General features: G+C 67.3%; 9 protein-coding genes. All 9 read right to left on the bottom strand.

Features of this window, described 5'->3' with window-relative positions:
- Positions 1 to 37: 37 nt before the first annotated feature.
- The 9 genes from QU663_RS02660 to QU663_RS02620 all read right to left on the bottom strand — a co-directional run bounded on the left by QU663_RS02660 (position 38) and on the right by QU663_RS02620 (position 15,248).
- Positions 38 to 2,035: a glycosyl hydrolase family 28-related protein gene (locus QU663_RS02660; RefSeq protein WP_021611966.1), complete on the bottom strand. Its 1,998-nt coding sequence runs from the start codon at positions 2,033 to 2,035 to the stop codon at positions 38 to 40.
- Positions 2,036 to 2,342: 307 nt separating this feature from the next.
- The gene (locus tag QU663_RS02655) at positions 2,343 to 4,277 is read right to left on the bottom strand and encodes an ABC-F family ATP-binding cassette domain-containing protein (RefSeq protein ID WP_021611968.1); all 1,935 of its coding nucleotides are present in this window, start codon (positions 4,275 to 4,277) and stop codon (positions 2,343 to 2,345) included.
- A complete protein-coding gene (locus QU663_RS02650) occupies positions 4,277 to 5,254 on the bottom strand; it encodes a 4-(cytidine 5'-diphospho)-2-C-methyl-D-erythritol kinase (RefSeq protein ID WP_304990662.1) in 978 nt (325 codons plus the stop codon). Before QU663_RS02650 ends, QU663_RS02655 begins: the two co-directional genes overlap by 1 nt.
- A 35-nt stretch (positions 5,255 to 5,289) precedes the next feature.
- Positions 5,290 to 6,276, bottom strand: a complete 987-nt coding sequence (rsmA, locus tag QU663_RS02645; protein ID WP_021611434.1) for a 16S rRNA (adenine(1518)-N(6)/adenine(1519)-N(6))-dimethyltransferase RsmA — start codon at positions 6,274 to 6,276, stop codon at positions 5,290 to 5,292.
- A 976-nt stretch (positions 6,277 to 7,252) separates the two neighbouring features.
- Entirely contained in the window at positions 7,253 to 8,692 is a 1,440-nt protein-coding gene (locus QU663_RS02640) for a ubiquitin-like domain-containing protein (protein ID WP_021611435.1), read from the bottom strand.
- A 97-nt stretch (positions 8,693 to 8,789) separates the two neighbouring features.
- Entirely contained in the window at positions 8,790 to 9,959 is a 1,170-nt protein-coding gene (locus QU663_RS02635) for a resuscitation-promoting factor (protein WP_021611436.1), read from the bottom strand.
- Positions 9,960 to 10,195: 236 nt separating this feature from the next.
- Entirely contained in the window at positions 10,196 to 11,110 is a 915-nt protein-coding gene (locus tag QU663_RS02630) for a TatD family hydrolase (RefSeq protein ID WP_021611438.1), read from the bottom strand.
- 37 nt (positions 11,111 to 11,147) lie between these two features.
- Positions 11,148 to 11,732, bottom strand: a complete 585-nt coding sequence (locus QU663_RS02625; protein WP_021611439.1) for a DJ-1 family glyoxalase III — start codon at positions 11,730 to 11,732, stop codon at positions 11,148 to 11,150.
- A gap of 114 nt (positions 11,733 to 11,846) precedes the next feature.
- Positions 11,847 to 15,248, bottom strand: coding sequence for an ATP-binding cassette domain-containing protein (locus tag QU663_RS02620; protein WP_021611440.1), 3,402 nt, complete (start codon positions 15,246 to 15,248; stop codon positions 11,847 to 11,849).
- Between the last annotated feature and the right edge of the window lie 87 nt (positions 15,249 to 15,335).

Genomic DNA, 15,335 nt, shown 5'->3' with positions numbered 1-15,335 from the left:
GGGCGATTGTGGACCAGAGCCGACAGTCAGGAAGCGATCACTTCGCCGACCAGAAACGGATCACGATCGTCGTGCCGTCATCAGCAGGCTGCGAGCGCTCCAGATCGGCAACGTAGTCGTAGGAGCCGGAGAAGTCGGTCGACGTCGGCAGGTACTGTGGCAGGTCACCGAGCGTCACGTTGTAGACGCGCTTGCCGCCCTCGACGGAATACTCCATGTCGGGCGTGATGGCCACGCCGTCCGCCTTGGAAACCCAGTAGCGGTTGATCGTGCCATCAGCGCCACGCTCGTCGCGCTGGTACCAGTACAGGCTGTAGTTCTCCGTCTCGGGGACAGTGCGCACCACCTGGTCGCCCACGAGCACGTAGTTAACAACCTTCGCCTGCGCGGTGTCCATGGCCTCGTCGTCACGCTTGTTGTCGCGCAGCGTGATGCCGCGAGCGGACAGGGCATCCTGACCCAGGCCGAAGTCCGCGCGGATCTCCTCGGCATAGGGACGCACGATGAGGTTGTCCGAGACGGTGACGTTACGAATCTCGCCCTTCACTTCCTGGAAGTCGATGGCGCCGCGCGTGTTTCCGTAGAAGTCGTTCGTGGTGCCGGAGCGCACGAGCTTGTTGTGCGTGATCGAAATGCCGCCATCCGTATTGAGATCGAAGTTGTGACCGTCGAACACAGTGTTCAGGCGAATGCCCGCGCCGGAGAAGTTGTTGACGATGAGGTTGTCCTTGATGACGTGGGACTTGCCGCCGAAGAGACCGATGGCGGAGGCACGCCAACCCAGCTCAACAGTGTTACCCACAAAAGAGTTGTGCTCGGCGACGCGCGCCTGGCTGTTGGTGGACTTGTCGATACTCGACCACGAGGCCAGGCCGTCGTCGCCGTTACCGCGCACCGAAGAGTTACGGACCGTGGAGTTCGCCGTGCCCTGCGCGAAGTTGACGCCGTCCGCGAAGTTGTTGCGGATACGCGAGTTCTCAATGACCATGCCGTCGGTGTAGGTCATCTGGCTGGCGTCCACGTAGTCGCCCATCCAGAAGCCGCACTCGAAGTGCTCGACCCACACGTTGGCGACGCGGGTGTTCGCACCTGCGGAACCGGCAAAGCCCTTGTACTGCGCCTTCTCATCAAGGCGAGACTTCAGGTTCGAGGACATGTAGAAGTCGGTCATGGTCACGCCGCCCACGCCGCGGTTGAAGACGAAGCCGCCGCCGCCAGCCTGATCGGAGGTGAAGCGCACGTTGGTGTGCCACATGCCCGCGCCCTGGATCGTCAGGTCGGAGTGGTCCAGGCCGATCTTGCGGCCGAACTCCCACGTGCCTGCGGGAATGTAGACGGTCTTGGAGGTGGCCGCCGCCTGGTTCATCGCCCAGATGAGCGCGTCGGAGTCGTCGACGCCGTCATCGGGCTTGGCTCCCTGATAGTCGGCCACGCTCACAGCGCCTTCAGGGCGCGCGATGGCGGGCGAGGCCTGCTCGAGCTCGATGAAGTCGATGCCGTAGGCGTTCTGATCGTCACCGACCTTGACGATCTGAATATGATCATCCTTCTGGACCTGGCGGTCAAGGAGGGTGTGGACCTCGTCGAAACGGAAGCGCGCCTTCGTGCCCTCTCCCGGCTCGTCGTACACGTGGTCGCCGCCGACGTACTGCCAGGCAGCCTCGGAGGAGAGGTCGAGGGTCGCGACCGTCTCGTTGTTGACGCGCACGTCGACACGACCGGAGGTGTGATCCGGCAGGGTGAAGCGCAGGTCGAGGGCGTTGGCCGCGGTGCTCGCCGTGAAGTCCACGGAGGAGTTCTGGTCATTCAGGGCCACGTAGGACTGGCCCGAGGCCTCGATGGCCGTCGATTCGAGGTCGTCGGAGCGCTCGAGCGTCGTCCCGTCGGAACGGCTCGCCTCCTCGGCCTCGTATCGCGTGTAGGGGACGGTCGCGCCGTACTGCTCGTCGGCCGCGACCGCACTGGGGACCAGTGCGGGCACCAGCGCGATGACGCCGAGCAGGCCTGCTCCGGCGATAAATGGTCCGCGTTTCATGTAACTCTCCAGCCTCTTTTCATGCCCTGAAGCACGCTCACTGCGCTGCTTCGCTCCTAGGTTCCGCTTGTTGGAAGGAACCCGGGCATATTGTAGCGGAATCTGACCACTGTCAAAGAGTTGCTCAGAAATTTTCTCAGTCAAGAACCGTGCAATTGTAGGGAATAAGCCGCAGCCCAATATTTGCACTGTAAATATGATTGTGAGATTCCGATGCGCTGGCAGGGATTGCGCATGAGGCGACGGCGCGTCGGCGATTGCTGCGCTTGGGGTGATTGCTGCCGTCAGCCACCACTCACAGCCTCGCTCACTCAAGCAAATCGGCTGCCTCGAGCCAGGCCTCCTCCAACTCGTCCATTTCGGCCAGGACTTCCTGGTGGGCCGCCGAAGCCTTCGTCAGCTCGGACACCGCCGAGGGGTCCGTCGCCACCTTGATAGACAACGACTCCAACCGAGACTCCAGGGACGAGGCCTCGGCGCGCAGGCGCTCCAGCTTACGTTCAATGCGGGCCACTTCCTTTTTGGCCGCGCGCCGCGCCGCCGCATCGCTCACGCCGCCGCGAGTGCTCCCCTGCCCCGCGCCTTCCTCACCCGAGGAAGCGCGCGCGGAGGACACGGCAGAGCGGGAGGCTGAGCCGGCCTCGTCGGTGCGAGAAGATGACGCAAAAGCCACGACGTCGCCGGAGGCGCGCATCTGCAGGTACTGCTCGACGCCCCCGGGCAGCGCCCGGACCTGTCCGTCACCGAGGAGGGCCACCTGGTGGTCGGTGACGCGCTCAAGGAGGTAGCGGTCGTGGGAGACGACGACGAGGGTACCCGGGAACGTGTCGAGCAGATCCTCCATGGACGCCAGCGTGTCGGTGTCCAGGTCGTTCGTGGGCTCGTCGAGGAGCAGCACGTTCGGCTGGCTCATGAGCAGGCGCATGAGTTGGAGGCGTCGGCGCTCGCCACCCGAGATCTCGCCGATGCGCGTGTAGGCTCGGGCGCGCGTGAACCCCATGCGCTCCGTCATCTGCGAGGCGCTCACCTCCTTGCCGTCCACGACGACACTCTGAGCGACGTCGGCGACGGCCTCAACGACGCGCATGTCGGCCAGGGCGTCGAGCTCGTGCGTGTCCTGTGAGAGGGTGGCGACCTGGACGGTCTTGCCGCGCTTGACGCGCCCCGACGTGGGCTCGAGGTCGCCGCGCAGCAGGTTCAGGATCGTCGTCTTGCCGGCACCATTGACGCCCACGATGCCGACGCGCTCGGCTGGGGCCAGGCGCCAGGTGACGCCCTGCAGGATATCCAGGCGCGAGCCGTCGGGGCGCGTGAAGGACACGGACACGTCCTCGAGGTCGATGACGTCCTTGCCCAGGCGCGCGGTCGCCATCTTGACCAGCTCGACGGTGTCGCGCGGGGGCGGCACGTCGGCGATGAGGGCCTCGGCGGCGGCGATGTGGAACTTCGGCTTCGAGGTGCGGGCCGGGGCACCTCGGCGCAGCCACGCGAGCTCCTTGGTCAGCAGGTTCGCGCGCTTGGCGGCAGCCACGTCCGCCTGGCGCACGCGCTCGGCGCGCGCCAGCGTGTAGGCGGCGTAAGAGCCGTCGTAGATTTCGACGTGCCCGGCGATCTGCGGCCGGTCGCCGCCCGGGTCGACGCCGGGGACAACCTCCCAGATGTGCTCGCACACGGCGTCGAGGAACCAGCGGTCGTGGGTGACCGCCAGGAGCGCGCCGGACGCCCCGGGGCGGGCAAAGCGGGCGTTCAGGTGCGCAGCCAGCCAGGCCACGCCCTCGACGTCAAGATGGTTGGTGGGCTCGTCCAGGCACACGATGTCGGCGGCGGCCGCGAGCACGCGGGCGAGCGCAACGCGGCGGCGCTGTCCACCCGACAGGGTGCCGACGAGGGCCGCGGGGTCGATGTCGGCGAGGAGGCCGGCGTGGATATCGCGCACGGCCGGGTCGGAGGCCCACTCGTACTCCTCCAAGCCGGGGTGCACGGCCTCGACGACCGTGTCCTCGGGGTTGAGAGTGTCCGCCTGGGTCAGGACAGCGACGCGCACGCCGTCGCGGCGAGTCACCACTCCCCCGTCGGGCTCCTGGGTTCCGGCGACGATGCGCAGGAGCGTAGACTTTCCCGCGCCGTTGGGGCCGAGGATGCCGACGCGGCTGCCGTCGTCGAGGCCGACCGTGACCCCTTCGAGGAGCTTACGCGACCCGGCGAGGGCACCGACGTTCTGTGTTCCGAGCAGGTGCGCCATCAGATGGCCTCCGTCGATTCGATGCGGGCGCCGCGCGCGGGCCCGTGGGTGGGGATCGCGCGCGCGACCGTGGGCGCGGCGCTCAGGGCATCCGCGAGGGAGCGGGCATGCTCGGCGTCGCGCGCGAGGGCTGCGACGGTCGGGCCGGACCCAGACAGCGTGACCGCCAGGGCTCCCGCGTGGCGCGCGGCGGCGATAGTCTCGGCCAGCTCGGGGCGCAGGCGCAGTGCGGGCGCCTGCAAGTCATTCACGAGGCAGTGGCGCAGTTCTTCGGGTCCCGCGCACAGGGCGGCGACTTCCTCAGGCGTCGGCTCGGCCAGGGCGGGCGCATGCTCTGCGTCGAGACGGTCGAACTCTCGGAACACCGACGGAGTGGACAAACCCTCGTGGGCGAGGAGCATCACCCAGTGGTGCTGCGCCCCGGCCTCGTCCCCCTCGCACAAGACACTCATGTGGTCGCCGCGCCCGGTTCCCAGGGCGATGCCGCCCGCCAGGCAGGCGGGCACGTCGGCGCCCAGCGAACGGCCGATCGCCTCAAGCTGCTCGGCGCCCAGGCCCAGCTGCCACAGCTCGTTGCAGGCCACCAGGGCGGCGGCCGCGTCGGCGGACCCACCGGCCATGCCGCCGGCGACGGGGACGCGCTTGTCGACGCGGATGCTCAGTCCCGCGGCGGTGGACGCCCAGGGGCCCGCGGCGGCGAGGCGCTGGAGGACGCGTGCGGCGCGCACCGCCAGGTGGGCCTGCGGGTCCAGGTCCGCCATCGCGCGGGTCGTGGCCTCGTCGACGCTACCATCGGGCAGGTAGGCGACCGTCTCGACGCGCACGCCCGGCGTCTTGGAGGTGCGCACGGTAACGGTCTCGCGCAGGTCCAGGGCCTCGAAGACCGTGACCAGCGGGTGGTAGCCGTCGGGCGTGGGCGCACCCACGCGCAGGGTGAGGTTCACTTTGCCGGGCGCACTGGCGCGCACTTCACGCATGCGATTCCTTCTTCCTAGCGGGTTCCTACCGGCCGTCAGCGGGCCGCGGTCGAGGGCGCGAGGGTGCCACGGCCTCGGGCGTCGATGACGGCGCGTCCCAGCTCAACGAACTCGTCGATCGAGAGGGTTTCGCCGCGGCGCGTCGGGTCGATGCCGGCAGCGGTCAGGAGGGCCTCGGAGGCCTCGGGGCCGCCCGCCCAGTTCTTGAGTGCCGCGCGCAGGGTCTTGCGGCGCTGGCCGAAGGCCATGTCGGTGACCTCGAAGGTGGCGCGGCGTAGCTCGTCGTCGCCGCGCGGGCTCTCCAAGCGCGTGAGGCGCACGAGGGCACTATCGACGCCGGGCACGGGCCAGAACACGGAGCGGCCGATCGTCCCAGCGCGCTCAACCGAGCCGTACCAGGAGGCCTTGACGGAGGGCACGCCGTATGTGCGCGATCCGGGGCCTGCGGCGAGGCGGTCCGCGACCTCGGCTTGGACCATGACGACGACACCCTGGATGGAGGGGAAGGCCTCGAGCATGTTGAGCAGAACCGGCACGGCCACGTTGTACGGCAGGTTTGCGACAAGCTTCGTGGGGGCGGGCCAGTCCACGCCGAAGTCATCGACGCCGCTGATTTCGGTGGCGTCCATGGTCACGACGTGGAAGCGGTCGGCGGCCTCGCTCATGCGGGCGCGCACAGTCTCGGGCAGGGCGGCGGCCAGGGGCGGGTCGATCTCGACAGCCCTCACGCGCGCGCCAACTTCCAAGAGTGCCAGGGTCAGGGAACCGAGGCCGGGGCCGACCTCGACGACCTCGTCACCTTCCACGACGCCGCCGGCGGCGACGATCTTGCGCACCGTGCCCGCGTCGTGCACGAAGTTCTGGCCCAGCACCTTCGTGGGGCGGATGCCGAGCGCCTCGGAGATGGCCTTCACTTCGAGGGGGCCGAGCAGGCCCGTCTCGGAGGGGACGGCGCCCTCGGGCAGGGTCGGGTCGAGGCGACGGCGCGTGTCGCGTTGGTTTCGTTGGGAGGATCGGCTCACGCTGGCAAGTCTAGTGCACGGGGCCGACGAGGCCGGGGCTGGGCGGCGCTGTGAGGCCCGGCCATCTGTGAGGCTCGAAGCGTCACTGAGCGGGAGGAGGCGGCAGAACGACGCGCACCTCATACTTGCTGGCCTGCTCGCCAAGAACAGCACGCCAGGCCCGACCCATCGCCGACTCCGCCAACATCTGACGTTCCTCAACAATGTCGCACGTAATTTAATCTGGTCAGATTCTAGCAATGCCACAAAACCGCATGATTTCAAAGATACGATTTCAAATCTTGAAACAGTCGCGAGGGAATTACGTGCGAAATTGAGAACGGTAAGGAACAGGACAGGAATGCCTCCTCATCCCGCTCGACAGATGACGCTGGCCGCCCCGCGCGGATAGGAACAACGCATCCGGATAGGTTGCACGCTTCCGGATAGGTTAGCCACATCCGGATAGGTTAATAAGCTATCCGGATGCTCATAACCTATCCAGATGTTCGTTACCTATCCGGATACTCACACCCATCCACCTACGCACGCGCCGAGATGCGCACCCCACGGCCCACCCAACCCACACAGCCAGGACCGGGCGCCGCGCCAAGCTCAGCCCAGGCATCGAATCCGACCAGGACCGGGCACCACGCCAAGCCAGGGCGACGCATGAGGCCCCAGCACCGCGCCAAGCCAGGCCAGGCTGCGCATCCGGATAGATTGCACGCTTCCGGATAGGTTAGCCACATCCGGATAGGTTAATAAGCTATCCGGATGCTCATAACCTATCCAGATGTTCGTTACCTATCCGGATGAGCGCGCACTGAGAGCCAGCACACCAGCGCGCACTGAGAGCCGCCTCCACACCAGTGCGCACTGAGCACCGCCTCCACACCAGCACACCTGTACGCGCGCGCCAGCCCACCCGCAGACGCAAAAAAGGCCGGGCCCGACAACACGCGTTGTCAGACCCGGCCCTCGCAAGCTCTCAGGCTTAGTACCAGCCCGCCGCGTTGGAGTGCGCCCACGCGGAGCAGGGCGTGCCGTAACGGCCCTTGATGTAGCCGATACCCCAGTTGATCTGGGTGACGGGGTTGGTGCGCCAGTCGGCGCCAGCGGACGCCATCTTCGAACCCGGCAACGCCTGCGGGATGCCATAGGCGCCCGAGGAAGCGTTTTCGGCGTAGGGGTTCCACTGGGACTCGCGGTTCCACAGGAGAACCAGGCACTGGTACTCGCTGTCGCTCCAGCCCTGAGCCGCGACGAGGGGCTTGGCCAGGGAGCGCGGGTCCTCACCCGAGTAGTTCGTGGGAACGGCGCCAGCATCGGCGGCAGCCTGCGCGGCCGCGGCCTGGGTCGCCGCATCGGCGTTCTTGGTGTCGGCGGCGATCACGGCGATCTCTTCCTTCGTGGAGAGCGTGCCGAGCTTGGCGCGGTAACGCACGGACGTCGTTCCGTCGGCCTCGGTCTTCTCCTCGAGGGTGGCCTTCGGGTCGATGCCCGCAGCGACGAGCGCGGCCGGGGTGGCCTCCTTCGTCCCCTCGGCGCGGACCTGGGTCACGGGCTGAGAGGTGGAGTGTTCGGTGATCGGCACGGAGGTGAGGACCTCGTCGCCGTTCTTTTCCTGCCACACCGTCCAGGTGGTGACGCCGTTGACGCCGGTCGTCGTCACCTGGGATTCACCGACGAACAGGTCGGAGCTGGTGGTCGTCGTTTCGCTGAAGGGAATCTCCACGGTTTCTGTGGCCTGGCCTCGGGTCACGCGGCTGACGTTGATCGAAAGTTCTCCGGTCTCGTCGTTCGCGATGGTCACGCGGTCGAGCGGATGGACCGAGACGCCGGCGGCCTCGAGGATGGCGCGCGCGTCCTGGCCCGGCCGGACCGCGACTTCGCGCGTGGTGCCATCGACGTTGACGATGACGTTGCGGGCGCGAGACACGAGCGGGGTCAGCTCGTCGCGCGACGAGGAGCGGTCGGCGGCCAGGGTGACCGTGGAACCGAGCGGCGCGGCGTCGGCGAGGATGGAGTCGGCGGAGGCGGCGGTGGTCCACAGGGTGCGCGTCTGGCCGTCGACGGTCACCGTGTAGGCCTTCGAGGTGCGCACGACGATGGTGTCGCCCTCGCGCACAACGTCGCCGATGCCCGGCTGAATCAGGTCGGAGCTGCCGACACTCACGCCCGCCACGGCGAGCGCGTCGCCGACGGTGTTGCCCCACGCGGTGACGGGGCGAGACACGCCGTTCACTTCGAGCATGACGGTCGTGTGCGAGGAGGCGACGCCGACTCCGGCGATGCCGAGGACGCCGGCCGAGGCGAGGGCCGCCACGCCCAGAACGACGCGCGGAGAGGGCGCGAAAGCACGCACATGTCCGCCCAGGACGTGCAGGGCGCTGGCCGCGGAGGCGCTCAGCGAAGTGCTCAGGTGGTGGCTCACGATACTCCCAGATACTCGATATGGGTACTGCTGGTCAGCTTAGCGTGACGGCCCCGGCGGACGCTACGACAGCAGCGCCTCCGGGGGTAATGTCACGTTAGACGAGGCCGAGCTGGTAGGCGCAGCCCCACTGGCCCCAGCCCGCGCGCTGCTGGAGCATGCGCGCACGCATGGTCTGCTCCTCGGCCGAGGCGTCGGAGGGCAGGCCCGAGCCTCCCACGGAGCGCCAGGTCGGCAGGGAGAACTGGTACATGCCGTAGTAGCCGTTGCCGGTATTGATCGACGGGTTGCCGCCGGACTCGCACTGGGCGATGGCCGCCCAAATGGCCGCGTCGTCGCCGGAGATGGCTGCCGAGCCTGCGGAACCGGACGAGGAGGAGGAACCGGCAGAGGAGGAAGACGAGGACGAGGAGGAGTCGGTGGAGGTCTTCGCCTCTTCAGCCTTCTTCTCCTTGGTGCCCTTGGACACGATGCGAGTCGTGGGCTCCGTGCGGGTCGTGGACAGGACGGCGGAGACGGTCACGTTACCGTCGATGGTCTCCTGGTAGGCCTCGGTCACTTCGGAGCCGGCCACGCCTTCCTGCACGGTCTTCTCGGTGCCCTGCTCGGCCTCGGCGTCCTCGCGTTCTTCGGTCTCGTAGGGGATTTCGGTCGTCGTGGTGACTGTGCCGCGCACGACGCGCGCCACGCGCAGCGTCGTCTCGCCGCCGTTGCTTTCCAGGGTCACGCGGTCGATGGGTCCTGCGCTGACCCCGGCCTTGTCGAGGATGGCGCTCGCACCCTCGGAGGCGGATGCGACCACGTCGGTGGTGGTCCCGTCGGCGACGACGTGGATGGTTTCGCCGTGTTCGGCCAGGGGCATTTCGGCGCGGGTGTAGGAGCGGTCGGCCGCCATGGTCGCGGAGGAGGCGGGCAGGGCGGACAGGACGCCCGAGATCGACGAGGCCGTGGACCACGCGGTGGTCTGGTTTCCATCGACGGTCACGTCGTATTCGGTGGCGGTGCGCACGACGACGGTGTCGCCGTTGGCGACGGACTGGTCGGAGGCGGGGGCGACGAGGTCGTGGGCGCCCACGCTCACGCCCGCGGTGCTCAGGGCGTCACCGGCGGTCGTGAAGAAGCCGGACACGTCGTGGGTCACGCCGTCAACCTCGACGGTGACGTGGCGGTAGGAGGTTGCGATGCCGGCGGCGGCGGTGCCTGCCACGAGGACGGCCGTCGCAGCGGCGACAGAGATGACGGTTGTGCGGGAGGGTTTAACGCTCACGGGGCTCCAAACCTTGTAGTTTCCGCCTTCGTCGCCCTCGTTGCGCGCACTGCCTCTCGCGGCGGCGCATTGTCTCGCTCGGGCGTCCGGAGCCGGACTGACACTCCAACCGTAACCAATTTGTTACCGTTTCGCGAGCACTTTGATGCAATTCACGCGAGGCCGCGCGAGCCCCGACGACCCTCCCCAGCCTCGTCAATAGACATGTTTCCGCTGGTCATGACACCGCGGGGGTTTCACCACCAGGAGCCGTAGACCGCCTGCGTGTTCGCTCGTAGCTGGTCGCACGCCGCCGCCTCGCTGACGTCCCACAGCTGCGCGATGAAACGCACGGTGTGGGCCATGACGTAGGAGGCGTTGGGGCAGCCGCGCCACGGGACGGGCGTCAGGTAGGGGGCATCCGTCTCGACGAGCACCAGCTCGCGGGGAAGCACAGCCAGGGCGGCGCGCAGCTCCTCGTTCGCCGGGTAGGTGATGGGCCCAGCGAAGGAGGCGTACCACCCGCGCTCGGCCAGGCGCTCGGCCATGGCGGCGTCCCCAGAGTAGCAGTGGAACACGATCCGCTGATCCGCGCTGGCGCACTCGCCCAGGATCGTGAGGGTGTCTTCGTGGGCCTCGCGGTCGTGAATTTGGAGGGGCAGGTCCGCGCGGTCGGCCATCTCGATGTGCGCGCGGAAGGACTCCTTCTGAGCCTGGCGCCCCGGTTCGGCGGTGCGGAAGTAGTCCAGGCCGCTCTCCCCCACCGCGACGACCATCGGGTCGCCCAGGCGCCCCTCGACTGCGGCGAGCGCCTCGTCGAGGGGCACGTGGTGCTCGAGCACGCGCGGGGTGAGGCCGTCGGGCGAGGGCTCGGCGCAGCCTGCGTGCAGCGCCGCCTCGTTGGGGTGGATGGCCAGCGCGACACGCACGCCCTCGCGGGCCCTCGCGATCTCGATCATCGGGTCGAAGTCCGGCAGTTCGCAGGCGCTCGACACGAGGGCGGTGACGCCGACCTCGCGGGCGCGGTCCAGCTGCTCGTCCAGGCTCAGCGCCACGCCTTCACGCCGGGGGATCTCTCCGGCGTGGGTGGGCAGGTGCGTGTGATTGTCGACGACGGGCGCGGCCAGAGGCACGGGGGTGTCGGGCCAGGGACGAGGCTTGCGCGGGCTCATGCGGGACGGGTGTCCTCTCGGAAAGACGGATGGGGGGTCAGCGGGTGAGGACGACGCCGCGGGAGATCTCCTCGACTTCGTCGTCGCCCAGCAGCTGGCGCACGATCTCGAGGCCGAGCTCCAGGGCGGTCCCGGCGCCGCGGCTCGTCGTGATGAATTCGTCGACGACGACGGGGTTCTCGTGTGCGATCGCGCCGCCGGCGGCGATGGCCTGAATGAAGGCGGGGTTCGCGGTCGCGTGGCGGCCGTCGAGGACGCCCAGCTCGGCCAGGATCGAGGGCGCGGCACAGATGGCGGCGATCGGCTCGCGCGCGTCCGCGCGGCGCAGGACCTCGGCCTGAATGGCGGGCGTGGCCTTCAGGTTCGTCGTGCCGGGCAGACCGCCGGGCAGGAACAGCAGCGCGTAGGTCGACAGGTCCACGTCCTCGAGCATGAGGTCGGCGACGACGCGGATGCCGTGAGAGCTGGTGACGTGGCGCGCGTCGGTGACGGAGATCAGGTCGGAGCGCACGCCGGCGCGGTACAGGACGTCGGCGACGGCCAGGGCTTCGACCTCTTCGAAGCCGTCGGCCAGCATGATGGCGACGGCGGCGTCGGTGGTGAGCTTGTCGGGAGTGGGCATGGTTCCTCTTTCCTCGTGGCGTATAAGAGTGGGCGTACCCCCAGGTTAGCGCAGCTGCGCGCGCCCCGTGGCGAGGCTACGGCCTCGTCCCCGAAGGGTCGAGGCCGTCTCCGCTCACTCCGATCGCAGCGCCTCGACGGGGTCCTGCCTCGAGGCACGGGCGGCCGGGATGATGCCGGCGATGACCGTCAGGCCGACGGACACCGCGACCAGGGTCAGCGCGGTGAGCGGCGAGAGCTGCGCGATGTTCTCCACGTTGAAGGAGGAGTAGGCGATGCCGTTTGCTATCGCGCACAAGCCGTAGGTCACGCCCACGCCAATCGCGCCCGCGAGGAAGCCCTCGATAACGGTTTCGGCGTTGAAGACGCGGGACACGTCGCCCTTGGAGGCGCCGATCGAGCGCAGGATGCCGATCTCCTTGCGGCGTTCGAGCACGGAGATGTAGGTGATGATCGCAATCATGATCGAGGAGACCACGAGCGAGATCGACACGAAGGCGATGAGGAGCCAGGAGATGATGTCGACGATCTTGGTCACCGAGCTCATGAGGGTGCCCATGACGTCGGAGTAGGTGATGACCTTATCGGTGGCTCCCGCCGCCTCGTTGTCCTTGTTGTAGGTGTCCAGGACGTCCTTCACCTTGTCCTTGTCGGCGAAGGAACGCGGGTAGATCGAGATGTTGGAGGGCGAGGCAATGTCCGCCCATCCCAGGGTGCGCAGGTTCGTCTCGAGCGTGGGGACGTTCGTGGAGAACATGGTCGCCATGAGGGCGGCGAGAGACTTCTCGTCCACGTTGGATTGAAACGCCTCGGCGAAGGCGTTGGGGTCAATCGAGAAGGCGCTGGACATGTTGGTCGCGAACTGGGTCATGACCGTGTTCATCTGCTGGCCGATGGCGTCGGAGAGCTGCGTCATCATCGAGGTCATCGCGTTCGTCATGGCTTCCTGCATGACCTGGCCGATGACGGCGCTCACCCCCTGCGTGAGGGTGGTGCCCAGCTGGGCGGCGATCTGCGCGGAGATGGCGTTCATGACCTGGGTGGACACGTCGGTGCCGATCTGGGCGAGCGCCGGGTCGTTGCCGAGGGCCTTGGTGAGGTTGGCGGCGAGCTTGTCGGCGTCCACGACCTGGTCGGAGGAGACCGCCGCTCGTAGCTGTTCCATCACCTCTGGCTGGGAGAAGTAGGACGAGGCCAGGGTCGCGAAGTCGGTCGTCCCGCCTTCCTCGATCTGCTTCTGGGCGTATTCCTGGAAGCCCTGGGCGATCTGGCTGGCCTGGGTGCTCAGGTAGTCGGCGGCCCCTTCCTTGACGGCCCCGTCGGCCAGGGCCGAGCGGATGATCGTCTGGAAGTCGACGTTAGCGAGCTGGGGCAGGTCCTTACTGAGTTCCCCGAGGTCGAGGGTGGACAGGTCGAAGGACATGCCCGACTGCATGCCCGACTGCGCGCTCAGGGCAGACAGGTCGATGTTGGACAGGTCCAGGCCCGACATGTCGAGGCCACTAAAGTCCATGCCGGACAGGTCGAGACCGCTAAAGTCCATGCCGGACAGGTCCATTTGGAGCTTGCTCGGGTCGATCTGGAAGGCGGCGGAGAGCTTGGACTCATCGACGGTGAACAGGGAGGACATGTCGAAGCCACCGGACTGGCTCTTCTGGTTATCGGCCAGTTCCTTGAAGGTCTTCCCGGTGAAGACGTCGACGTCGGGCTTGGCGCGCTGGGCCTTGACGATGGGACTGGCCGCGGCTTCCTCGATCATCTGGTAGGTCAGGGCGGGCGTGTAAGCGATGCCCTGACGCAGGGCGCCGCCCTTGTCGGAGTTGGGTTTGACGATACCGGCGATGGTCAGTTCCTGGCCGCCGTCGACGAGCTTCTTCATGTAGTCCGCGTCGGAGGAGCGGTCGGTCCACACCTTGTATGTGTCGTCCCACGTGTACTTGTCGAAGGCGTTGACGCGGCGGAAGGTCGTGCCCAGGATCGTCGAGTAATCGTAGGTAGCGTCGTTGGTTGTCCCGGACTGCGCGCCCGACTGGGAATTACCACCGAGGGCGCCCTGGTAGTACTTGCGCATGAGGTCGTCGAATTCCTTGTGGTCTTTGAGACCCAGCGTGTATTCGAAGAGGTTGGGGATGTTGCCGTCCTCGTCGAGCACCAGGACCACTTGGTTCGCGCCCGTGGGCCAGTTTCCCGCGACCACGGTGTACGCGGAGGTGTACAGCGAGGTCGTGGCGGGCATCTGGTAGAAGGGGTTGGTGACCATCATCGAGGAGAATGCCCCCGATCCGAAGCCCGCCTCCATCTGCTTCATGGACTGGTCGGGGCTGACCTGCACGGTCGTCTTGGAGGTGTCGGACTGGTAGATCTGGGGGATCACGTCGTAGTCGTATTCGATGGCGTTGGTCATCGTCTCGATGCCGCCGCCGTTGTTGTCCAGGAAGACCTTGAGGGAGGCCAGGTCGTTGGTCTTCGCGTCGCGGATGGTGTCCGCGAAGGTGCGCATGTCGGACACGCCCACTTTCCCGTCAGGCGCGGTTTTCGCCTTTGCCGAGTCCGACGCGGAGACGGACAGGGCGGCGGTCATGTCGACGCCTGTTTTTTGAATGGTCAGCGGGTAGGAGCCGAGTGTCTCTTCCTCGGTGCGCGCGATGTAAGCGTTCGTGCCGTTGGCCAGGGCCAGGATGGCAGCGATGCCGATGATGCCGATGGACCCCGCGAAAGAGGTCATGAGGGTGCGGCCCTTCTTCGTCATCAGGTTGTTGAAGGACAGGGACAGGGCGGTGAGGAAGCCCATGGAGGTGCGGCGCGCCGGCTTGGCCTCGCGGCGGTCCTGCGCGGCGGGCACGAAGGGGTCGGAGTCGGCGACGATGGAGCCGTCGGCCAGCTCAACGATGCGGGTGGCGTACTGGTGGGCCAGATCGGGGTTGTGCGTGACCATGATGACGAGGCGGTCGCGGGCCACGTCGCGCAGCAGGTCCATGACCTGCACGCTCGTCTTGGAGTCGAGGGCGCCGGTGGGCTCGTCGGCCAGCAGGATTTCGGGGTCGTTGATGAGGGCGCGCGCGATGGCGACGCGCTGCATCTGGCCGCCCGACATCTGCGAGGGCTTCTTGTGGACGTGTTCGGCGAGGCCCACGCGAGTCAGGGCGTCGAGGGCGCGCTTGCGACGCTCGGAGCGCGAGACGCCCGACAGGGTCAGGGCCAGCTCGACGTTGGCCAGGACACTCTGGTGCGGGATCAGGTTGTAGGCCTGGAAGACGAAGCCGATGCGGTTGTTGCGGTAGGCGTCCCAGTCGCGGGCCTTGTAGTCCTTCGTGGAGATGCCGTCGATGACGAGGTCGCCGCTCTGGAAGCGGTCGAGGCCTCCGATGACGTTGAGCATCGTCGTCTTGCCGGAGCCCGACTGGCCCAAAACGGCGACGAACTCGTTGTCGCGGAACGCGACGGAGACCTTGTTGAGCGCCACCTGCACCAGGTTGGCGGTCTGGTAGGCCTTGATGATCTCCTTGAGCTCTAGCACGCGTCGTCCTCACATTTGCTGTTGAAACTCCTACAAGTTTAGGCGAGCGAACGGCGCACCTGAGCGCCGATGGTCACTGAGCGACCC

Source organism: Schaalia sp. HMT-172, from assembly GCF_030644365.1.
In the GTDB taxonomy this organism is placed as follows: domain Bacteria; phylum Actinomycetota; class Actinomycetes; order Actinomycetales; family Actinomycetaceae; genus Pauljensenia.
Note: the sequence above shows the minus strand (reverse complement) of the source record. Positions and strands in the feature narration are given on the sequence as shown.